Below are 20,553 nucleotides of genomic sequence, written 5' to 3' on the forward strand. Positions count from 1 at the left end.
AAAGTTACACGCTACTATTTGTTTTGCATGGCTTTTTACACATATTGTGAAATTTATTTACATACTGGGAGGGATCTCAAAAATTTGTTTACAAACAAATCCAAGGATTACGGTAATTTATTTATTTCTTTTCTGCTCTCCGTATTATTCGAGTCGGGGAGGAACCGGATCGACATTGCCTGATCGGCGGCAGTATCAATCCAATGTAATCCAGTTCTAGAGGGAGGAGCCTCAACCATGACTACCGCTGCTCAGGCAGATGCCAAGACTTATCCGCCATCCGCAGAAACCGTCGCTCGTGCGCATGTGGACGCCGACAAATACGCAGACATGTATGCGGCTTCAATCAACTCCCCAGAGGCCTTCTGGGAGCAACAAGGCAAGCGTGTTGACTGGATCAAACCCTTCTCTCAGGTCAAAGACGTCAACTATGATTTTGGCTCGGTCAAGATCAACTGGTATGCTGACGGGACGCTGAACGTCTCGGCGAACTGTCTGGACCGCCATCTATCCACACGCGGAGATCAGACCGCGATCATCTGGGAGCCGGATGATCCGCAGGACGCGGCCCAGCACATCACCTATGCCGAACTGCATCGCCGCACCTGCCGCATGGCCAACATTCTGGAATCGCTGGGCGTGCGCAAAGGTGACCGCGTTGTCATCTATCTTCCGATGATCCCCGAGGCCGCTTATGCCATGCTGGCCTGCGCGCGCATCGGCGCCATTCACTCGATCGTATTCGCAGGCTTCTCGCCCGACGCTTTGGCCGCACGGGTCAATGGTTGTGACGCAAAGGTCATCATCACCGCGGACGAAGCGCCACGCGGTGGCCGCAAGACGCCTCTGAAGTCGAACGCTGACGCCGCTCTGCTGCACTGCAAAGACACAGTGAAGTGTCTGGTGGTCAAGCGCACCGGTGGTCAGACCACCTGGATCGACGGCCGCGACTATGACTACAACGAAATGGCGCTGGAGGCTGATGACTACTGCGCCCCTGCCGAGATGAACGCCGAAGATCCGCTGTTCATCCTGTATACCTCGGGCTCGACTGGCCAACCGAAGGGTGTTGTGCATTCGACCGGCGGTTATCTGGTCTATGCCTCACTGACGCATGAAGTCACTTTCGATTACCACGAAGGCGATGTCTACTGGTGTACAGCCGACGTAGGCTGGGTCACCGGCCATAGCTATATCGTCTATGGTCCTCTGGCCAATGGCGCGACCACGCTGATGTTCGAAGGCGTACCGACTTTTCCGGACGCGGGGCGTTTCTGGGAAGTTTGCGCCAAGCACAAAGTGAACCAGTTCTACACCGCTCCTACCGCAATCCGCGCTCTGATGGGGCAAGGCAACGAGTTTGTCGAAAAGCACGATCTGAGCGACTTGCGTCTGCTGGGCACCGTGGGTGAACCGATCAATCCCGAAGCTTGGAACTGGTACAATGACGTCGTCGGCAAGGGTAAGTGCCCCATCGTTGACACGTGGTGGCAGACCGAAACCGGCGGTCACATGATGACCCCCCTGCCCGGCGCACATGCGCTGAAGCCCGGCTCGGCCCAGAAACCGTTCTTCGGCGTTCAGCCAGTGGTTCTGGACCCGCAATCGGGTGTCGAGATCAACGGCAACGGCGTCGAAGGTGTTCTGTGCATCAAGGACAGCTGGCCCGGCCAGATGCGCACCGTGTGGGGTGACCATGAGCGGTTCGAGAAGACCTATTTCTCGGACTACAAAGGGTACTACTTCACCGGTGATGGCTGCCGTCGTGACGAAGATGGTGACTACTGGATTACCGGTCGTGTTGACGACGTGATCAACGTCTCGGGTCACCGCATGGGCACCGCCGAGGTGGAAAGCGCCCTGGTTGCACATGCCGCTGTGGCTGAGGCCGCTGTTGTGGGCTATCCACATGAAATCAAAGGACAAGGTATCTACTGCTATGTCACTTTGATGAATGATCGTGAGCCTTCGGATGATCTGCTGAAAGAGCTGCGCACCTGGGTGCGGACCGAGATCGGTCCAATTGCCTCGCCGGACGTGATCCAGTGGGCCCCTGGCCTACCCAAAACACGCTCGGGCAAGATCATGCGCCGTATCCTGCGCAAGATCGCCGAAAACGACTTCGGCTCGCTGGGTGACACCTCGACACTTGCGGATCCATCGGTCGTTGACGATCTGATCCAGAACCGCGCGAACAAGTGAGGGTATGATGGACGCTGCCACGACCACAACTCCCGCTGTACTGATCCTTCTCGGCCCTCCGGGCGCCGGGAAGGGCACGCAGGCTCGTATGCTCGAAGACAAGTTCGGGCTGGTTCAACTCAGCACTGGCGACCTGCTGCGTGAAGCGGTTGCCGCCGGTACTGAGGCTGGTCTTGCCGCCAAAGCCGTGATGGAGGCCGGCGATCTGGTGAGTGACGGGATCGTCATCGCCATCCTGCGCGACCGCATGGCTGAGCCGGACTGCACCAAGGGTGTCATTCTGGACGGATTCCCCCGTACCACGGTTCAGGCCGAAGCTTTGGACGGTTTGCTGGCTTCTGGCGATCAGAAGATCAACGCCGCCATCAGCCTCGAGGTTGCAGATGCCGAGATGGTGACACGGATTTCAGGCCGTTACACCTGCGCTGGATGTGGAGAAGGTTATCACGACACGTACAAACAGCCTGTCGAAGACGGCAAGTGCGACAAGTGCGGCCATACTGAGTTCAAGCGCCGCGCGGATGACAATGCCGAGACGGTAGCATCGCGTCTGGCGGCCTATCACGCGCAGACCGCGCCTTTGATTGACTACTACCAGAATCAGGGCGTGCTGAAAGGCATCGACGCCATGGGGCAGATCGACGACATCGCCCGTGACCTTCAGGGTCTTGTTGGCGACGTCATGAGTTAAGGGGAGGAGATAAGCCCGCAGGGCTTTGATCCTTACAACAGAATACTTCAATGGACCCGCCTTGGCGGACCGGAGAGGTTTTGCCTGACGTCACGGAGCGTTTGGCACATTCGAGAAGCGGCCCAACGCACTGGAGGAGTTGGGCAACGGGCCGCCAACGAGGAAGCGAAGGAGGAACCCGCGATGGCGGATAATTCGACTAACTCCGCGCAGGCTGCAGAGTCCGATAAGGGCTATTGGCAGGCCAACCTGCGCCTCATCTACATCAGCCTTGCGATCTGGGCGCTGGTGTCTTTCGGATTCGGCATTCTGCTGCGTCCGCTACTGTCCGGCATCGCCGTCGGTGGTACAGATCTGGGCTTTTGGTTCGCTCAGCAAGGATCGATCCTGGTCTTTCTGGTGCTGATCTTCAACTACGCCTGGCGCATGAACAAGCTGGACGCTGAATACGGCGTGGACGAGGAGTAACGGCCATGGACCAGTTTACCATCAACCTGCTGTTTGTTGGCGCATCCTTCGCGCTCTACATCGGCATCGCGATCTGGGCCCGTGCGGGTTCCACATCGGAATTCTACGCCGCCGGTCGCGGCATTCACCCGGTCACCAACGGTATGGCGACAGCGGCTGACTGGATGTCTGCGGCCTCGTTCATCTCGATGGCGGGCCTGATTGCCTTTACGGGCTATGACAACTCGACCTTCCTGATGGGTTGGACCGGTGGCTACGTGCTGCTGGCTCTGCTGCTTGCGCCTTACCTGCGTAAGTTCGGCAAATACACCGTCTCGGAATTCATCGGCGACCGTTTCTACAGCCAGACCGCACGTATCGTTGCGGTGATCTGCCTGATCGTGGCTTCGGTAACCTATGTGATCGGTCAGATGACCGGTGTGGGCGTGGCCTTTGGCCGTTTCCTCGAGGTTTCGAACACGTCCGGTCTGCTGATCGGTGCGGGCGTCGTGTTTGCCTACGCGGTGTTTGGCGGAATGAAAGGCGTGACCTACACTCAGGTCGCTCAGTACTGCGTGCTGATCACCGCCTATACCATCCCGGCGATCTTCATCTCGCTGCAGCTGACCGGTACTCCTATTCCGGCGCTGGGTCTGTTTGGTGACACCGCCAGCGGTGAACCCCTGCTGACCAAGCTGGACGCGATCGTGACCGAGCTGGGCTTCAACGAGTACACGACTCACCACTCGAACACGCTGAACATGGTGCTGTTCACCCTGTCGCTGATGATCGGTACGGCTGGTCTGCCGCACGTCATCATGCGTTTCTTCACCGTTCCCAAAGTGTCTGACGCACGTTGGTCGGCGGGCTGGGCGCTGGTCTTCATCGCTCTGCTGTATCTGACCGCTCCTGCGGTTGGTGCAATGGCGCGTCTGAACATCAGTGACATGATGTGGCCCAATGGTGGCATCGAAGGTGGCGCTGTTTCGGTCGAAGAAATCGACACCGATCCGCGTTATGACTGGATGGCCACGTGGCAGAAAACCGGTCTGCTGGATTGGGAAGACAAGAACGGCGACGGCAAGATTCAGTACTACAACGACAAGTCTGAAGCTATGCAAGCGATTGCGGAAGAAAAAGGCTGGGTCGGTAACGAGCTGACCAAGTTCAACCGCGACATCCTGGTTCTGGCCAACCCCGAGATTGCCAACCTGCCGGGTTGGGTGATCGGTCTGGTCGCTGCCGGTGGTCTTGCGGCTGCTCTGTCGACCGCTGCGGGCCTGTTGCTGGCGATCTCGTCGGCCGTGTCCCACGACCTTGTCAAAGGTGCGATCAACCCGTCCATCTCTGAAAAGGGAGAACTACTGGCGGCGCGTATCGCAATGGCGGTAGCCATCGTTGTTGCAACCTATCTGGGTCTGAACCCACCGGGCTTTGCGGCACAAACCGTGGCCTTGGCCTTCGGTCTGGCGGCAGCCTCGATCTTCCCGGCGCTGATGATGGGGATCTTCTCGACCCGCATCAACAACACCGGCGCGGTTGCAGGTATGCTGGCAGGTCTGGTCGTGACCCTGGTCTACATCTTCCTGCACAAGGGCTGGCTGTTCATTCCGGGCACCAACTCGTTCACCGATGCTGATCCGCTGCTGGGTCCGATCAAGTCGACCTCGTTCGGTGCAATCGGCGCGATGATCAACTTTGCGGTTGCCTACACTGTTGCAGGCATGACCAAAGAGACTCCGCCGGAGATCGTTGAATTGGTCGAAAGCGTACGCATTCCCCGTGGTGCGGGCGCGGCTCAGGATCACTGAGTGTGATGCGGTCGGCGGCTCTTGTCTTCGACCGCATCTTTCGACTTACTGTTCCCGCCCGGCACACCACCGGGCGGGATTTTTCATTCAGAACTCCGGAGAGCGTAAATGCCCCTGTCCCATGACGAAATCACCCGGTTTCTGAAGTCCGTACACCCCTATGACGCCCTGCCGCCCGAGGTTCTGGACAATCTGGTAGACCAGATCGAGGTTTGGGAGCTAGATCAAGACAGCTCGATCTACGAACTCGGCCATGCAATGCCCGGGGTGTTCGTTATCTACGAAGGACAGGTCGAAATTACTGATGAGAACGGTGCCGTTGTTTCTCATCTCGGGCTCAGGAATTCCTTCGGCGAACGCGGGCTGCTGAAGGACGGCAAGGCCGCGACCAAAGCTCGTGCGCATACGCCGTCGGTCCTGATCCTGTTGCCCCCTGATCTGGTGCGCAAGCTGATTGACGGGCACGACGTCATCTCGAAGTTCTTCAACAGGACCCGAGGCGAGCGAACCGGACCGGACAGTCTGGCCACCAGTGCAATCGACGTTCTGATGGCACACAATCCTGCCACCTGCCCGCCCGACACCTCGGTTCAGAACGCCGCGCAAATCATGCGTGACCGCCATATCTCATCGCTCTGCGTGACCGAGGGTGACAAATTGCTGGGTATCGCCACACTGCGAGATATTTCGGGCAAATTCGTCGCCGAAGCGATGCCAGCTGACACAACCGTTTCGGCCATCATGACCGCCAACCCAATCACACTGGCCCCCACAGATATCGGCTCAGATGTGCTGCATGTGATGATGGAGCGCGGCATTGGCCACATTCCGATATCCGAGGCCGGGCGGCTGGTTGGTATCGTCACTCAAACGGATCTCACCCACTATCAGGCGGTCAACTCCGCCGAGCTGGTGGGCCGAATTGCCCGAGCCAACACCGCGCACGAGATGGCTTCGGTCACCGCCGAGATACCGCAACTGCTGGTCCAACTCGTCGCGGGCGGCAACCGGCACGAGATCGTGACGCGGTTGATAACTGACATTGCCGACACCGCAACGCGGCGCTTGTTGGCCTTGGCCGAAACCGAGCTTGGAGCGCCGCCAGTGCCTTACCTGTGGCTCGCCTGTGGTTCGCAAGGACGGCAAGAACAGACCGGTGTCTCGGATCAGGACAACTGCCTGATGCTGGATGATAGCGTGACGGATGACGACATGGCCTACTTCGCTGCGCTGGCCAAATTCATCTCAGACGGGCTGGATACCTGCGGCTATTTCTATTGCCCCGGTGATATGATGGCGACCAACCCGCGCTGGTGTCAGCCCGTGCGCGTCTGGCGCGACTATTTCAAAGGCTGGATTGCAAAACCCAACCCCGAGGCGCAAATGCTTGCCTCGGTTATGTTCGATCTGCGACCCATCGGCGGGTCCTTTGATTTGTTTACCGACCTGCAGGCCGATACGCTGGCCGCGGCGAATGCGAACTCGATCTTTGTCGCGCATATGATCTCGAACTCGCTGAAGCACACGCCTCCTCTGGGCCTGCTGCGCGGCTTTGCCACCATCCGCTCGGGCGAACATCGCAATACGTTGGACCTCAAGCATAACGGCGTGGTGCCGATTGTGGATCTGGCGCGCATCTACAGCCTGCAGGGACAGTTGACCGAAGCAAACACACGCGCGCGTCTCAGTGCGGCTGAGGCCAGCGGAGTTCTCAGCGCCTCGGGTGCGCGCGATCTTCTGGACGCCTATGACCTGATCGCCGAGACCCGGCTGGAACATCAGGCGCGTCTGGTAAAGGCCGGTGATGCGCCCGACAACTACCTTCCCCCGGCTGATTTGTCCGACTTTGAGCGAAGTCATCTCCGCGATGCCTTTGTCGTGGTAAAAACGATGCAATCAGCTGTTGGTCATGGCAAAGGAATGCTGGGCTAAGACAGCAGAAATGAACGGAGAGACATTATGTTTCTGGAACTGATCGGCACGATTTTTGCAGGCTTCGCGTTTGCGGGTGTCGTGATGGTGGTGAACAAGCTGACCGGAGGCCGCTTGCCCAAATGGGCCGCACCGGTCGCGGCGGGTGTCGGGATGATCGCGATGACGATCACCAGCGAATATTCCTGGTACGACCGCACCCGCGACCAACTGCCCGAGAGCCTGACAGTGGTGCAAGAGGTTGAAAGCCGCGCCTTCTATCGCCCCTGGACCTATGCCGTACCCTTTGTCGATCGCTTCGCAGCAATTGATGCCGCCTCCGTGCGCACCAATACGAGCGTTCCGGATGAGCGTCTGGTGGATCTTTATTTCTTTGGCCGCTGGGCACCGGTTTCAAAGATGCCCGTTGCCGTCAACTGCGCAGAAAACAGCCGTGCCAATCTGGCCGATGGTGCCGAGTTCGCCGATGACGGACGCCTCCTGAACGCCAGTTGGATCAAGATCGATGCCAATGATCCCGTGATCGAGGCAACCTGCGGGGTCTGACCATGCTAAATCACCTGAGCCTGCGCCTGAGGATTTTTCTATTTTTCCTCCTGATTGCCGCAGGTGGATTGATCATAAGCGCACTGGCGTTGTGGATCAGCTATGAGCGGGTCGACGATCCTGATCTCATTGGTGCCTACGTCTTCGCCGAGATTCTGATCGCCTTTGGGCTGCTCGCGCTGATCGTCGGTGTCTGGCTTTTGTTCGATGACAATGTTGCAAAACCAATCGAACGGCTTTCGGCCCAGCTGCGGGCGCGGGCCCATGCCGGGGTCAGCACGGATCTGGACCTGCAGGCCGCACGCTATCTGGGTGATCTTGCCCCCGCCGCCGCCGGGCTGGCCGAGCAACTGGCCGCCAATGCCATGAGCACGGCTGAGGCTGTGGCCGCGGAAACCGCCCATCTGGCTTCGGAGAAACAACGCCTCACGGCGCTGCTGACAGAAATCCCGGTTGCCATGCTTCTGGCCGGGCCCAAGCACCAGATCGTTCTGTATGATGCCCAGGCCGCTGAGGTTTTGGCTCAGATTGCGCATCCCCGGCTGAATGCCTCGCTTTTCGACTATCTCGAAGCAACGGGTCTGACAGATTCCTATGCCAAGCTGATCAAAACCGGAAAAGACGTTCATTGCACCCTAACCAGCGTTGATGGGCGGCAAACCTATTCTGCCCGGATGAAACCCTTGGGCGATGCCCCGGGTTACATGCTCGTTTTTGATGACAGCGCCGCACAGATCGCTCCCGACGAGGCGCGCCCGCTGGTCTATGATTTTGAACTGCTCGATACATCCGGTGATGACGCGTTCGAAGAAAGGCATCTTCTGGACCTGTGTTTCGTGGTTTTCGATACCGAAACCACCGGCCTTCTGCCGCATAAGGACGAGATCGTACAGATCGGCGCGGTGCGCGTCGTGAAAGGCAAGATCGTCGACGGTGAGCGGCTGGATACTCTGGTCGATCCCGGCATCCCGATACCGCCCGCCTCGACCAAGGTACACAAAGTCAGTGACAGGATGGTACAGGGCGCACCCGATATTGCCGAGGCTGGTCGCAGCTTTCACCAATTCGCTCGGGACGCTGTGATTGTTGCCCATAACGCACCATTCGACATGGCCTTTTTACGCCGTCACGCTGACCGCATGGGGGTCGAATGGACACATCCCATACTCGACACCGTCCTGTTGTCGGCAGTGCTGTTCGGGGCGAGCGAAACACATACGTTGGATGCGGTCTGTGAGCGGCTGGGCATAACCATCCCCGAAGCCCTGCGTCACACGGCTTTGGGCGATGCTGTCGCGACCGCTGAGGTGCTCGTTCGGATGCTGCCAATGCTGACGGCGCGCGGCATGGTGACCTTTGGCGACGTCATTGCAGAAACCCGCAAACATGGTCGTTTGCTTGAGGACCTGAACTGATCGGAAAATCCCGAATTCACGTCAGCTTTTCGTGGACAATCCCAGCGCCACATGGCACCTGAGACAGGCCCATTGAACGAGCGCGCGATGACGGAAAAGACATTCATTCCCGGCCCCGAGCAGAGCCTTGCCTTTCGCGAGGCTTTGGGCTGTTTCGGCACCGGCGTCACTGTCGTCACCACCAATACCGCAGAAGGCCCTGCTGCGATCACCGTGAACTCCTTTGCGTCCGTCTCACTGGACCCGCCGCTGGTTTTATGGTGCCTAGATCGGCATTCAAACCGGTACGACGCCTTCAGCACCTGCGAGCACTATGCGATCCATGTGATGGCGCAGGACCAGCACGACCGGGCATTGCAATTCGCACGCAACGGATTCGATTTTTCCCATGCCGATTGGCAGGAAGATGAGGCCGGACGGCCCCGTCTTGCGGAATGTCTGGCTCGATTCGACTGCCGCTTGTCCGCACGTCATGAAGCAGGAGATCACCTGATCCTGGTTGGCCATGTCGAGCAGGTGATGCATCGCCCCGGTCAGGGGCTGATCTTCAAGCGCGGTCAGTTTGGTGGATTCGCAGACTTGATCTAATCGTCCAGCGATCCATGAACTGCCAGGGCTTCAAGCTGCGTCTCTTGCGGCGTGATCACGCGAAACGCCTCGTGCACCCCTGCCCCCGTCAATTCTCGGGCAACGGTCAATAAGGTATTCGGGGCATGATCTTCGCACATTTCAGCCATATGTGAGATTTCGGTCCGCGCCACATCCATCGCCGCCTCAACCGAGGGCGCTCCGTAGAACTGAACAAAATGCTCAGCCAGGTTCTGCGCCACCTGGTCTATTTCGGCCGGTTCGATCTGCGTAACGGCGACAAAGGTAACGCGGCCAAAGGTTTCAAGACCGAGCCAGCCATTCGCGAACGCTTGCCGCGCCTTGCCTTCCAGATCGCCCTCACCCCAGTTTGAGAACTCAAACCCGCCCGAGACGCACCATTCACCTGTACGCGCAGGAGAATGGAACACGTTCATGTCGCTCTCATCGAAATGAATCGCACGGGCCAATTTCATTTTGCAGTCTCCAACAATTCCGTCAGCGGGCGCAAATGCGTGTCATCGCCCTTGCGGATGAGCATCCCAAAGCGTTCATCAGTTCCCAGAAACACACCCTGATCCCCAATCGGCTCACCAACGCCGCGCAACAATCCCAACCATTCGCCATGCAAAGGGGCATTGCCCTCGTCCTGCCAACGGTTGAGCCATGTGAGCATATGGCGCGACCAGCTTTCAACCAGTTGATCCGCCGCGACATCGGCGCACCCTTCGTCATATAGCGCTGTGACATCCGGGGTCTCGCCCGGCGCATCGCTGGTTTGCAGCAGCGCCAGTTCCCAGCCGATCACCAACCAATCGGGCACCTCATCCGGAACCCGGCTTGAGGATTCGACATGAAACTGACCGCATCTCGCGCCGTTCACACAGATCAGCCCGTCCCAGCCCAGATGCACCGCAACCTCGGGCGGGGCGAGTGCGCCGAGCGCGTTCTGGAACCCGACAGCGCACAGCGGCAGCATTGCCATCGCGTCCTGCAATGGGACTTCGGGCGCAAAGACGATGGCAACCCGCAGGCGATCCACCTGAATGTTATAGACCACCGTCCCCCCGTCACAGCCCAGCGCCGCCATGGCCTGCGCCTGTTCGAACGGATCCTCACCGGCCTTGGCAGGATGCCCGCTGAGCAGAGGTGGAAAGACCGGCTGGGTCATGCGTTCCCCTTGGCGATCATATCTCGGGCGATCTTGCGGAATGACTCAGCCTGTGGGCTATCGGGTTTGCTGACAACGATGGGCGCACCCCCATCCGCAGCGACGCGAATATCCAGATGCAGCGGGATTTCCCCCAGCAGCGGCACGCCCAGCGCCTCGGCCTCGGAAGCCACGCCGCCATGACCGAAGACATGCTCTTCGTGCCCGCAATTGGAACAAATATGCGTCGACATATTCTCGATCATCCCAACAATCGGCGTTTTGAGCTGGTTGAACATGTCGATCCCCTTGCGGGCGTCAATCAAGGCAACGTCTTGCGGGGTTGAGACGACAATCGCCCCATCCACCTGAAACTTCTGGCTGAGTGTCAGTTGCACGTCGCCGGTACCGGGCGGCAGATCAACAATCAGAACATCCAACGCGCCCCACTGCACCTGACTCATCATCTGTTGCAGAGCACCCATCAGCATCGGACCCCGCCAGACGACCGCCTGCCCTTCGTTGGTCATGAGCCCCATCGACATCATGGTCACGCCGTGATTGCGCAGCGGCAGGATCGTCTTGCCATCGGGGCTGGCCGGGCGCCCCGAAACACCCAGCATCCGAGGCTGAGACGGGCCGTAGACATCCGCATCCAGCAGACCCACACGCCGCCCTTCAGCCGCCAAAGCACAGGCGAGGTTCGCTGAGACGGTCGACTTGCCGACGCCCCCCTTACCCGAGGCCACCGCAATAATGCGATCCACGCCCGGCACGGCCTGTGGGCCGGTCTGTGATGGCTTGGGCTTCGGCTTCAAATCCGGCGGAGCCTTGTCGGAATGCGCGGTCAGCATGGCCGAGACCTTGGATACCCCCTCAACCATCTGTGCCGCTTGTTCGGCCGTGGCGCGGACAGGCTCCATCTTCTCGGCTTGTTTCGGGTCAATCTCCAGCACGAACCGCACGGTATCGCCTTCGACATTCAGCGCCCGCACGATGCCTGCGCTGACAATGTCCTGCCCTGAAACCGGGTCGGTGATCTTTTTCAGGTTCGCAAGAACCGCGTCACGGATGCTCATGCCATCTTTCCTTTGATCTGCCCTGTGCGAAAGGCATTGCGTATCGACAGGTTATAGTCGCCGCTCATTGCATGTGTCTCCGTCTCTTTCTGTTTATTTGACGCATCGGGTTTGTCGCCGTTAGGTTTGGCCATGCGCTTTGTCCTGTTGTGCCTGAGCCTGACGCTCACCGCCACCCCCTCTTGGTCGCAAGAGGCGCTTGGCCTTGCCGCCCCGGACGAGGTGTCAGACTCGGGTCTTCTGCAACATATTCTCCCACGCTTCTCTCTCAAGACCGGGATACGCGTTGTTGCGGATGAAAGTGGCGTCATGTCACTAGCCTCGTCCCCGCCTGGCTATCCGGTCTTTGCGCGTGACGGGGTAATCTATCACCTGCGCATCGATGACAGCGCTAAACAGGTAAGGTTCCGCGACTGGCTGCAATCCGACATCGGTAAACGCACGGTCGAAGGTTTTGCCCCCACTGATGGCACGCCCTTCAGCGCAAGTTTCGAAATTGTCACGGTCACCGAAGAGGTCGAAATCGACGGCAACGCGCTGCTGGGCGAAGATCTGTCGATGACCCATTGCGGGCGGTGTCATGTGATCGGCCCGCAGAACCGCATGAACGGTCTGGGCTCGACCCCTTCCTTTGCGGTGCTGCGCGCGATGCCGGATTGGTCCGAGCGGTTTCAGGCTTTCTTTGCTCTGAACCCGCACCCCGCCTTCACGCAGATTGAAGGTGTCACCGAGCCCTTCCCGCCCGAACGCCCTTCGCCCATCCACCCGGTCGAGATGAGCCTTGACGATCTTGAGGCAATTCTGGCTTTCGTCGCCGCCCTCCGCGCCGCCGATCTGGGCGCTCCGCTGCAATTTCAGTGATCCTTGCGTTTTGAGAAATAGTCATCCGTGGTGACAACCCGTGGTCTGGCGGCCGACTGGAACGGATTGTCGGTGCTGTGAAACTGCGCATTCACCCGGCAATCGTCGCACATCTGAATCATCCGCGCCTGATCCGAGGTCGCGAACATCGGATGCGTCCCTGACAGCTTCTTCATGATCCGCTCTACCGTCGATTTGACACCAAAGGCAGCGCCGCATTCGACGCATTCGAATGGTTCTTCCTCATTCAGCACCTGCTGCGACAGAGCTTTGTCGCTCAGATCAAGCTGAGGCACCAGCGTGATCGCCTGTTCGGGGCAGATCGTGCGGCAGATCCCGCATTGCAGACAGGCGTCTTGCTGGAAGTTCAACTGCGGCTTGTCCGGGTTATCGATCAGCGCACCCGAGGGACACAGAGAAACGCAGCTCAGGCACAATGTGCAGGTATCGGTGTTCACCGCAAGCGCGCCATAGGGCGCGCCTTCGGGCAAGGCCAAGGGTGCGTCGGCGTCCGGGTTCAGAGCCTGCGCCGCCAGTCGCGCGATTTGACGGCGATTGCCCAGCGGCAGAACCGGTTCCGTCAAAGGCTGCAGCACCTCTTGTTTGTAAAGCAGATCAGCCAGCGCATCCGGGTCGGCCTCATCGATCAGGCTCAGCACGCCCTGCCCCGCGATGGCCTGCGCCAGCACAAGTTCCCGATCCAGCGCATCGCGTTCGGTTTTTGGACCCATCAGAATATTGACACGGGCGAAACCATGCGCCAGACCAGCCAGCATTTCAGCGTGACCAAAACCTGAGACTACGTTCAGCTCCAACGGAATGACATCCGCGGGCAGCCCCCGTCCGAACCGAGCGGCCATGCGGATCATCTCCGCCCCATGCGCATCATGTACCAGCAAGCGTGGCGCAGTGCCGCCCGCGCGCCGGAATGTTCGCGCCAGAATGTGCATCCGCGATAACACGGCTGAAACTGGCGGGTCTTCATAGGTTATGGCGGTCGACGGACACAGGGCCGAACATTCACCGCACCCGGCACAAATCATCGGATCAATCGCCACATGATCACCTGCCGGAGTGATTGCTCCGGTCGGGCAGATATCCAAACAGTTCGAACACCCCGTTTGCTCGGCTCGCGAATGGGCACAAAGGGTCTCATCCAGTCTGACATAGAGCGGTTTCTCAAATGTCCCGACCAGTTGCACCGCATCGAAAGCAAGACGAGCCACTGCCGCTGCATCACGGGGATCGGCGCGCAAATAGCCCTCGCGCTTGTCGGGGGCCGTAACCAAAGGCGTTTCACCGGTTAGATCGACGACAATATCGCAGCGCGACTTCGCCCCGTCACGGGGGGCGCTCCAGCTGAAACCTCCCCGCCCGCCAGGCTCCAGTTGCTGCACCTGATCCAGGTGCCAGGTGAACCCACCCAACGCGCCCGTCAGGTTGCGCACCCGTGCCTTGGCGACATCAAACGAGCGGCTAAGGGGTTCGGCATCATCCGTCACAAGAACCGTCATCGCCAATACGCCAGCCAGTTGTTCGGCCAATGGATAGGCAACCTCACCGGGGCCAATAACGCAGCAGGTGCCTTCGCTGATGACATCAACGCTGGATGTGACCGGTTGCGGTACCATCGCCTCAGCAGCCAGTGCAGCCATTTTGGGTGCCGCGTCTGCGCCCTGCTCGGACCATCCGGCCCGGTCGCGCAGATCAACAAAACCAGGCTCTTCGACACCCAGTTCCTCGGCAAGTTCGCTGAAAACCGTACTTTCCTGCCCGCAGGCAATCACCACTTGTTCGCCGCTTTTGAGATATTCGGCCGCCACTGCAAGCTCGCGCGTACAGAGCGCAGTATGCACCCTGCTGCAATTCACCTCACAGGCCGAAGAAATGCCATCTGCATTCAGCGTTTGCGTCCCTTCGCAATCGCACAACACTAGCTTGCTGGCCATATCCCCTCCCGGCTCTGCTTGCTGACCGTCTGCACCTTAGACCTAATCCGCGCCGTGACAATGCGAAGGCCCTGCGAAATTCCAAAAATATGCACTATTTTTCACCATTCATCAGCGCCGCAGTCTACATTTGCGGATAAAGTAATAGTGAATACGACAGATTGAGACCTAACTGGACTTGGCAGGGCGTCACTTTATGTACCATAGTACATGCAGGCGAAGGCAGGGGAGAGCCTTCAGGGGAGGAGCCAGTGGCCAAGGCCGCAAGCCAGATTGAAATGCCGGTTGGCGTCGTTGTGCGCAAAACACCCGGGGTCACACGTTGGGCCCGATGGAACTGGCGCGCGGTCGCCTTACTACCTGGCGCCAGACCAGCCGATTGGCAGGAACTACGCCGTGAAGGTGAAGCCGTCGAATATCATGCTGCAACACTGACATTGACACTGTGGGCCGACGAGACCGAGGCTTACATGGTCAACCTGTCTGATGGGCAGCCGTCGCTGTATCTCGTGTTACGAGATGAGTTGAAGGGCGAAACCCCATTGAATGCCGTGTTGATCACCGCTTCCCCCTACGAAGGTCAGGACTACGCCGATACCGGTGAAGAGATCGTCGAAAAGATTCCCATGACCGAAGGCCTGATCGCATGGCTACGGGATTTCACCCTGCAGCATCACCATGATGAGGTGTTTGTAAAACGCCGCCGCGACAAGAAACGCGTTGATCTTGTCGAAGACGGGAAAGGTGACGCACGCATTCGCCAGGATTCGGATGTCTACCGCGCACCGCGCAGGGTGCTGCAATGACCGAGACCCGCGATTTCTGGTCCCGCCGCAAGGCCGCCGTTCAAGCCGAAGCCAAAGCCGACGCTCTGGTGGCAGAAGAACAGATCATCGCAGCACAACAAGCTGAACTGGAAGAAAAGAGCGACGCCGAGATTTTGGCCGAGTTTGATCTTCCCGATCCCGACACGTTGCAAGCAGGTGATGATGTCTCGGGCTTCATGGCCAAGGCCGTCCCAGATCGTCTGCGCCGCCGCGCCTTGCGTCGCCTATGGCGGCTAAACCCGGTGTTGGCCAATGTCGACGGGTTGGTCGACTATGGAGAAGATTATACAGACGCCGCCTGCGTAATCGAGAACCTCCAGACGGCCTATCAGGTTGGCAAGGGCATGCTGGCGCACATCGAAGCGCTCGCCGCCGAGGCAGAGGCAGAGGTTTCCGAAGCAGAACCAGAGGCTGACGCGTCCGAGATGATCGAGTTAGGTGAAGAACTGATCAACACCGTCGAACCTGAACCGGAAGCCCCGCAGATGGCGGAATTGGAAGAGCCGGAGGAGATCGAACTCGCCCCTGCTCCACGCCGCATGAAATTTGAATTCGAAGGATAACTCTATGACCGCAGACAACGCGCAAACCCTGGATATCTCGGCTGAGGATCGTCTGCGCGCGGATTTCTACAATTTTCTCGGTTTGCTACTGGCCGGTCCCCCTGATCAGTTGCTGCTGGATCAGATGGCCGGGCTGGGCGGTGATGACTCGGATCTGGGTCAGGCCATTCAGGCGATGGCACGGGTGGCCAAGGTCACCAAACCTGCCGCGGCAGAGCGCGAATTCAACGCGTTGTTCATTGGCTTAGGTCGGGGAGAACTGTTGCCCTATGCCTCTTTCTATTTGACCGGGTTCCTGAACGAAAAACCGCTGGCCCAGTTGCGCAATGACATGGCAGCGCGTGGGATCACGCGGGCACAGAATGTCTATGAACCCGAAGACAACATCGCCTCGCTGATGGAGATGATGGCGGGCATGATCGTCGGTCGGTTTGGCGCGCCTGCTTCGCTCGACGATCAAAAGGCGTTCTGGAACAAACATATCGGCCCCTGGGCCGCGCATTTCTATTCGGATTTGGAAGGTGCCGAGAACTCGGTCCTCTATGCCTCGGTCGGTACGGCCGGTCGAGTGTTCATGGAGATTGAGCGTGAAGCCTTCCGAATGACGGCAGCGTGAACCGCTGTCATTCGCCAGCGTTCTTCGGGGCGCTAAACTGCAAATGGGAAAGGAGAAGCCCATGAGCAAGACCAAGGAAGAAGGCGCAACCCGCCGCGACTTCCTCAAACTGGCCGGAACCGCAGCACCCGCTGCTGTCGCCGCCGCCAGCCTGACCGGACAAGCCGAAGCAGCCGAGCTGCCGACGGACGAGACCCGGATGCAGGACACCGCGCACACGCGCGCATACCTCGACAGCGCCCGGTTCTAACCCGGACGAAGTCACACCCGACAGACGGTTGCGATTGGCCCTGACGTCGGTTTTGCGAAGTACCAAGCCAGCCGTGGCTTACACGGCGCGCAAGGGAGGAAAGAAATGCTTAGGAAAAAGACCAACGGGGTTGCGAGACGCCCCCAGCGGACAAGTATCCTGTCCCAGGTCGGCGAGAAAACCGTCGATCGCCGCGCATTTTTGCGTGGCTCGGGCCTGACGATCGGCGGCCTTGCCGCGATCAGCACCACGGGTGGAACCGTGACGCCAGCCAGCGCCCAGACGGCGGCAAACACCGCCGTTGAGAATATCAAATCCGTATGCACTCACTGCTCGGTCGGCTGTACAGTCGTTGCCGAAGTTCAGAACGGTGTCTGGGTCGGGCAGGAACCCGGCTGGGACAGCCCGTTCAATTTGGGAGCACACTGCGCCAAGGGGGCCTCGGTCCGCGAGCACGCCCATGGCGAGCGCCGCCTGAAGTATCCGATGAAAAAGGAAGGCGGCGAGTGGAAGCGCATCAGCTGGGAACAGGCGATCGACGAGATCGGCGACGGCATGATGAGTATCCGCGAAGAGTCCGGTCCAGACAGCGTCTATTGGCTAGGATCGGCCAAGCATAACAACGAACAGGCCTATCTGTTCCGCAAGTTCGCCGCCTATTGGGGCACGAACAACGTGGATCATCAGGCCCGTATCTGCCACTCGACCACTGTTGCGGGCGTTGCGAACACATGGGGTTACGGCGCCATGACCAATTCGTACAATGACATGCACAACAGCCGAGCCATCTTCATCATCGGTGGCAACCCGGCCGAGGCGCACCCCGTCTCACTGCTGCATATCCTGCGTGCGAAAGAGCAGAACAATGCGCCGCTGATCGTCTGCGACCCGCGCTTTACGCGCACCGCGGCCCATGCGGACGAATATGTCCGCTTCCGCCCCGGCACCGACGTCGCGCTGATCTGGGGTATCCTGTGGCACATCTTCGACAACGGCTGGGAAGACAAAGAGTTCATCCGCACCCGTGTCTGGGGTATGGACCAGATCCGTGAAGAGGTTGCCAAGTGGAACCCGGATGAGGTTGAGCGCGTCACCGGCACGCCCGGCTCGCAGCTGCGCCGCGTGGCCCGGACCATGGTAAACAACCGCCCCGGCACCGTTGTATGGTGCATGGGTGGTACACAGCACACCAATGGTAACAACAACACCCGGGCCTATTGCGTGCTTCAGCTTGCGTTGGGCAACATGGGCACCTCGGGTGGTGGCACCAACATCTTCCGCGGCCATGACAACGTGCAGGGCGCGACCGACCTTGGTGTTCTGTCTCACACCTTGCCCGGCTACTACGGTCTGTCGAAAGGTGCATGGGGTCACTGGGCCCGTGTCTGGGGTGAAGAGCCCGAGTGGCTGGCTGGTCAGTTCGCCACGATCAAGGACAAGGAAGGCAAGGACAAACCGCTGCAGAATGAGCGCGGTATCCCGGTCTCCCGCTGGATCGACGGTGTTCTGGAAGACCCGGCCAACATGGATCAGGACAACAACGTCCGCGCCATGGTTCTGTGGGGCCACGCGCCCAACTCGCAGACCCGAATGACGGAAATGAAGACGGCGATGGAGAAGCTGGACATGCTGGTCGTGATCGACCCGTATCCCACCGTCTCGGCCGTTCTGCATGACCGCACCGATGGCGTCTATCTGTTGCCCGCTTGTACGCAGTTCGAAACCCGTGGCTCGGTCACCGCCTCGAACCGGTCGCTGCAGTGGCGCGACAAGATCGTCGAACCCCTGTTCGAAAGCTTGCCGGACGAGGTCATCATGGCCAAGTTCGCCAACAAGTTTGGCTGGGCGGATCGGTTCTTCCGCAACATCGAGATGGACGACCCGGAAACCCCGAATGTTGAAAGCATCACACGTGAGTTCAACTCGGGCCTCTGGACCATCGGCTATACTGGGCAGTCACCGGAACGTCTGAAAAGTCATATGGCCAACCAGCACACGTTCGACAGAACGACGCTGCAAGCCATTGGCGGACCCAACGACGGTGAGTATTACGGTCTGCCCTGGCCCTGCTGGGGAACGGCTGAGATGGGTCATACCGGGACACCGAACCTCTATGACATGTCCAAACCGGTGGCCGAAGGTGGCCTGACTTTCCGCGCCCGTTTCGGTGTGGAACGCGATGGCGACAACCTGTTGGCCGAAGGGGTCTATAGCGTTGGATCGGAAATTCAGGATGGATATCCCGAGTTCACGATGCAGATGCTGATGGACCTTGGTTGGGATGGCGATCTGACGGCCGAGGAACGCGCGGCAATCGACGCCGTTGCGGGACCAGAGACCAACTGGAAAACCGACCTGTCGGGCGGTATTCAGCGGGTCGCGATCAAGCATGGCTGTGCGCCCTTCGGGAACGCAAAGGCACGCGCGGTCGTCTGGACCTTCCCGGATCCGATCCCGCTTCATCGCGAGCCGCTCTATACAAACCGGCGCGATCTGGTGGAGGACTATCCGACCTACGAGGACCGGCATGCCTATCGCCTGCCAACCCTTTATGCTTCGATCCAGAAGAACGACTTTTCAAAGGATTACCCGATAATCCTCACGTCTGGTCGTCTGGTTGAATACGAAGGTGGCGGCGAGGAAACCCGGTCGAACCCGTGGCTGGCCGAGCTGCAGCAGGACATGTTCGTCGAGATCAACCCGCGCGATGCCAACAACCTTGGTATCCGTGATGGGCAACAGGTCTGGGTCGAAGGTCCTGAAGGCGGAAAGGTCAAGGTGATGGCGATGCTGACCAACAGGGTCGGTGCCGGTGTGGCCTTTATGCCCTTCCACTTCGGCGGCCATTTCCAAGGTGCGGACCTTCGGGAGAAATACCCTGCTGGTGCCGATCCCTATGTACTGGGCGAAAGCTCCAACACCGCACAGACCTATGGCTACGATTCAGTGACCCAGATGCAGGAGTCCAAGTGTACTCTCTGCAAAATCTGGGCAGCGTAAGGAGGACGATAAATGGCTAGAGCAAAGTTTCTCTGCGACGCTGAACGCTGCATCGAGTGCAACGCCTGTGTCACCGCGTGCAAAAACGAGCACGAGGTGCCATGGGGCATCAACCGCCGCAGGGTGGTGACGATCAATGACGGCAACCCGGGTGAACGCTCGATCTCGGTGGCCTGTATGCATTGTTCGGATGCGCCCTGCATGGCGGTGTGCCCGGTCGACTGCTTCTATCAGAACGAAGAAGGGGTCGTCCTGCACTCCAAGGACCTGTGCATTGGCTGCGGCTATTGCTTCTACGCGTGCCCCTTCGGCGCGCCGCAATACCCGCAGGCGGGCAACTTCGGATCGCGCGGCAAGATGGACAAGTGTACCTTCTGTGCCGGTGGCCCCGAGGAAACGCACTCGACCGCAGAGTTCGCCAAATATGGTCGCAACCGGATCGCCGAGGGCAAACTGCCTATCTGCGCCGAGATGTGTTCCACCAAGGCCCTGCTCGCCGGTGACGGCGACGTGGTCTCGGCCATCTACCGTGAGCGCGTTGTTGCACGCGGGTTTGGCTCGGGCGCATGGGGTTGGGGCACTGCCTACGACCAGAAAGACGGCTGATCCCGTCTGCTAAAGCAAAA

The 20,553-nt window shown here is 59.2% G+C and carries 20 protein-coding genes; 15 read left to right on the forward strand and 5 right to left on the reverse strand.

Features of this window, described 5'->3' with window-relative positions:
* The first annotated feature begins 237 nt into the window (after positions 1–237).
* The 8 genes from acs to ACR3EM_RS06895 all read left to right on the forward strand — a co-directional run bounded on the left by acs (position 238) and on the right by ACR3EM_RS06895 (position 9,632).
* Positions 238–2,202: an acetate--CoA ligase gene (gene acs, locus ACR3EM_RS06860; RefSeq protein WP_480470052.1), complete on the forward strand. Its 1,965-nt coding sequence runs from the start codon at positions 238–240 to the stop codon at positions 2,200–2,202.
* 7 nt (positions 2,203–2,209) lie between these two features.
* Positions 2,210–2,893, forward strand: coding sequence for an adenylate kinase (locus ACR3EM_RS06865; protein ID WP_480470053.1), 684 nt, complete (start codon positions 2,210–2,212; stop codon positions 2,891–2,893).
* Between the two features lie 183 nt (positions 2,894–3,076).
* Positions 3,077–3,361 (forward strand): DUF4212 domain-containing protein, encoded by a 285-nt coding sequence (locus ACR3EM_RS06870; RefSeq protein ID WP_480470054.1) that lies wholly within the window; start codon positions 3,077–3,079, stop codon positions 3,359–3,361.
* Positions 3,362–3,366: 5 nt separating this feature from the next.
* Positions 3,367–5,151, forward strand: a complete 1,785-nt coding sequence (locus ACR3EM_RS06875) for a sodium:solute symporter family protein (protein WP_480470055.1) — start codon at positions 3,367–3,369, stop codon at positions 5,149–5,151.
* Positions 5,152–5,259: 108 nt separating this feature from the next.
* Positions 5,260–7,083 carry a DUF294 nucleotidyltransferase-like domain-containing protein gene (locus ACR3EM_RS06880; protein ID WP_480470056.1) on the forward strand — a complete coding sequence of 608 codons (1,824 nt, stop codon included), beginning with the start codon at positions 5,260–5,262 and terminating at the stop codon, positions 7,081–7,083.
* A 27-nt stretch (positions 7,084–7,110) separates the two neighbouring features.
* Entirely contained in the window at positions 7,111–7,629 is a 519-nt protein-coding gene (locus ACR3EM_RS06885; protein WP_480470057.1) for a hypothetical protein, read from the forward strand.
* Between the two features lie 2 nt (positions 7,630–7,631).
* Entirely contained in the window at positions 7,632–9,044 is a 1,413-nt protein-coding gene (locus tag ACR3EM_RS06890) for a 3'-5' exonuclease (RefSeq protein ID WP_480470058.1), read from the forward strand.
* Positions 9,045–9,131: 87 nt separating this feature from the next.
* Positions 9,132–9,632, forward strand: coding sequence for a flavin reductase family protein (locus ACR3EM_RS06895; protein ID WP_480470059.1), 501 nt, complete (start codon positions 9,132–9,134; stop codon positions 9,630–9,632).
* Here ACR3EM_RS06895 and ACR3EM_RS06900 read toward each other — a convergent pair.
* From ACR3EM_RS06900 to ACR3EM_RS06915, 4 genes are read right to left on the reverse strand one after another with little or no spacing between them, the layout of a single operon-like run.
* Positions 9,629–10,108 (reverse strand): DUF6505 family protein, encoded by a 480-nt coding sequence (locus ACR3EM_RS06900; RefSeq protein ID WP_480470060.1) that lies wholly within the window; start codon positions 10,106–10,108, stop codon positions 9,629–9,631. The genes ACR3EM_RS06895 and ACR3EM_RS06900 overlap by 4 nt on opposite strands.
* The gene (locus tag ACR3EM_RS06905; protein ID WP_480470061.1) at positions 10,105–10,803 is read right to left on the reverse strand and encodes a biotin/lipoate--protein ligase family protein; all 699 of its coding nucleotides are present in this window, start codon (positions 10,801–10,803) and stop codon (positions 10,105–10,107) included. The genes ACR3EM_RS06900 and ACR3EM_RS06905 overlap by 4 nt, the downstream gene beginning before the upstream one ends.
* Complete coding sequence (locus ACR3EM_RS06910) at positions 10,800–11,861, reverse strand: Mrp/NBP35 family ATP-binding protein (protein ID WP_480470062.1); 1,062 nt, start codon at positions 11,859–11,861, stop codon at positions 10,800–10,802. Before ACR3EM_RS06910 ends, ACR3EM_RS06905 begins: the two co-directional genes overlap by 4 nt.
* Complete coding sequence (locus tag ACR3EM_RS06915; protein WP_480470063.1) at positions 11,858–11,995, reverse strand: hypothetical protein; 138 nt, start codon at positions 11,993–11,995, stop codon at positions 11,858–11,860. The genes ACR3EM_RS06910 and ACR3EM_RS06915 overlap by 4 nt, the downstream gene beginning before the upstream one ends.
* On the opposite strand from ACR3EM_RS06915, the gene ACR3EM_RS06920 reads away from it, so the two are divergent.
* On the forward strand, positions 11,994–12,722 hold the full coding sequence (locus tag ACR3EM_RS06920; protein ID WP_480470064.1) for a hypothetical protein: 729 nt from the start codon (positions 11,994–11,996) through the stop codon (positions 12,720–12,722). The two genes, ACR3EM_RS06915 and ACR3EM_RS06920, sit on opposite strands and share 2 nt — an antisense overlap.
* On the opposite strand, the gene ACR3EM_RS06925 is transcribed toward ACR3EM_RS06920, so the two are convergent.
* Positions 12,716–14,671: a 4Fe-4S binding protein gene (locus tag ACR3EM_RS06925; RefSeq protein ID WP_480470065.1), complete on the reverse strand. Its 1,956-nt coding sequence runs from the start codon at positions 14,669–14,671 to the stop codon at positions 12,716–12,718. The genes ACR3EM_RS06920 and ACR3EM_RS06925 overlap by 7 nt on opposite strands.
* A gap of 251 nt (positions 14,672–14,922) precedes the next feature.
* Here ACR3EM_RS06925 and ACR3EM_RS06930 point away from each other — a divergent pair, with 251 nt between their 5' ends.
* From ACR3EM_RS06930 to fdh3B, 6 genes are all read left to right on the forward strand, one after another.
* A complete protein-coding gene (locus ACR3EM_RS06930; protein WP_480470066.1) occupies positions 14,923–15,477 on the forward strand; it encodes a DUF3305 domain-containing protein in 555 nt (184 codons plus the stop codon).
* Positions 15,474–16,061 (forward strand): DUF3306 domain-containing protein, encoded by a 588-nt coding sequence (locus tag ACR3EM_RS06935; RefSeq protein ID WP_480470067.1) that lies wholly within the window; start codon positions 15,474–15,476, stop codon positions 16,059–16,061. Before ACR3EM_RS06930 ends, ACR3EM_RS06935 begins: the two co-directional genes overlap by 4 nt.
* A gap of 4 nt (positions 16,062–16,065) precedes the next feature.
* Positions 16,066–16,677, forward strand: coding sequence for a TorD/DmsD family molecular chaperone (locus ACR3EM_RS06940; protein WP_480470068.1), 612 nt, complete (start codon positions 16,066–16,068; stop codon positions 16,675–16,677).
* A 61-nt stretch (positions 16,678–16,738) separates the two neighbouring features.
* Positions 16,739–16,927 (forward strand): ubiquinol-cytochrome c reductase iron-sulfur subunit N-terminal domain-containing protein, encoded by a 189-nt coding sequence (locus tag ACR3EM_RS06945; RefSeq protein WP_068334771.1) that lies wholly within the window; start codon positions 16,739–16,741, stop codon positions 16,925–16,927.
* Between the two features lie 105 nt (positions 16,928–17,032).
* On the forward strand, positions 17,033–19,927 hold the full coding sequence (locus ACR3EM_RS06950; protein WP_480470069.1) for a formate dehydrogenase subunit alpha: 2,895 nt from the start codon (positions 17,033–17,035) through the stop codon (positions 19,925–19,927).
* A gap of 12 nt (positions 19,928–19,939) precedes the next feature.
* The gene (gene fdh3B, locus ACR3EM_RS06955) at positions 19,940–20,533 is read left to right on the forward strand and encodes a formate dehydrogenase FDH3 subunit beta (protein ID WP_037307340.1); all 594 of its coding nucleotides are present in this window, start codon (positions 19,940–19,942) and stop codon (positions 20,531–20,533) included.
* Positions 20,534–20,553 lie beyond the last annotated feature (20 nt).

The organism is Ruegeria sp. AH3, assembly GCF_056536265.1.

Coding starts and splice junctions, on each gene's coding strand:
- ACR3EM_RS06910 (WP_480470062.1), bottom strand. CDS start 11,861: ATGAGCATCCGTGACGCGGTTCTTGCGAACCTGAAAAAGATCACCGAC.
- ACR3EM_RS06945 (WP_068334771.1), top strand. CDS start 16,739: ATGAGCAAGACCAAGGAAGAAGGCGCAACCCGCCGCGACTTCCTCAAA.
- fdh3B (WP_037307340.1), top strand. CDS start 19,940: ATGGCTAGAGCAAAGTTTCTCTGCGACGCTGAACGCTGCATCGAGTGC.
- ACR3EM_RS06905 (WP_480470061.1), bottom strand. CDS start 10,803: ATGACCCAGCCGGTCTTTCCACCTCTGCTCAGCGGGCATCCTGCCAAG.
- ACR3EM_RS06925 (WP_480470065.1), bottom strand. CDS start 14,671: ATGGCCAGCAAGCTAGTGTTGTGCGATTGCGAAGGGACGCAAACGCTG.
- ACR3EM_RS06885 (WP_480470057.1), top strand. CDS start 7,111: ATGTTTCTGGAACTGATCGGCACGATTTTTGCAGGCTTCGCGTTTGCG.
- ACR3EM_RS06950 (WP_480470069.1), top strand. CDS start 17,033: ATGCTTAGGAAAAAGACCAACGGGGTTGCGAGACGCCCCCAGCGGACA.
- ACR3EM_RS06915 (WP_480470063.1), bottom strand. CDS start 11,995: ATGGCCAAACCTAACGGCGACAAACCCGATGCGTCAAATAAACAGAAA.
- ACR3EM_RS06935 (WP_480470067.1), top strand. CDS start 15,474: ATGACCGAGACCCGCGATTTCTGGTCCCGCCGCAAGGCCGCCGTTCAA.
- ACR3EM_RS06890 (WP_480470058.1), top strand. CDS start 7,632: ATGCTAAATCACCTGAGCCTGCGCCTGAGGATTTTTCTATTTTTCCTC.
- ACR3EM_RS06880 (WP_480470056.1), top strand. CDS start 5,260: ATGCCCCTGTCCCATGACGAAATCACCCGGTTTCTGAAGTCCGTACAC.
- ACR3EM_RS06875 (WP_480470055.1), top strand. CDS start 3,367: ATGGACCAGTTTACCATCAACCTGCTGTTTGTTGGCGCATCCTTCGCG.
- ACR3EM_RS06895 (WP_480470059.1), top strand. CDS start 9,132: ATGACGGAAAAGACATTCATTCCCGGCCCCGAGCAGAGCCTTGCCTTT.
- ACR3EM_RS06900 (WP_480470060.1), bottom strand. CDS start 10,108: ATGAAATTGGCCCGTGCGATTCATTTCGATGAGAGCGACATGAACGTG.
- ACR3EM_RS06870 (WP_480470054.1), top strand. CDS start 3,077: ATGGCGGATAATTCGACTAACTCCGCGCAGGCTGCAGAGTCCGATAAG.
- ACR3EM_RS06865 (WP_480470053.1), top strand. CDS start 2,210: ATGGACGCTGCCACGACCACAACTCCCGCTGTACTGATCCTTCTCGGC.
- ACR3EM_RS06920 (WP_480470064.1), top strand. CDS start 11,994: ATGCGCTTTGTCCTGTTGTGCCTGAGCCTGACGCTCACCGCCACCCCC.
- acs (WP_480470052.1), top strand. CDS start 238: ATGACTACCGCTGCTCAGGCAGATGCCAAGACTTATCCGCCATCCGCA.
- ACR3EM_RS06940 (WP_480470068.1), top strand. CDS start 16,066: ATGACCGCAGACAACGCGCAAACCCTGGATATCTCGGCTGAGGATCGT.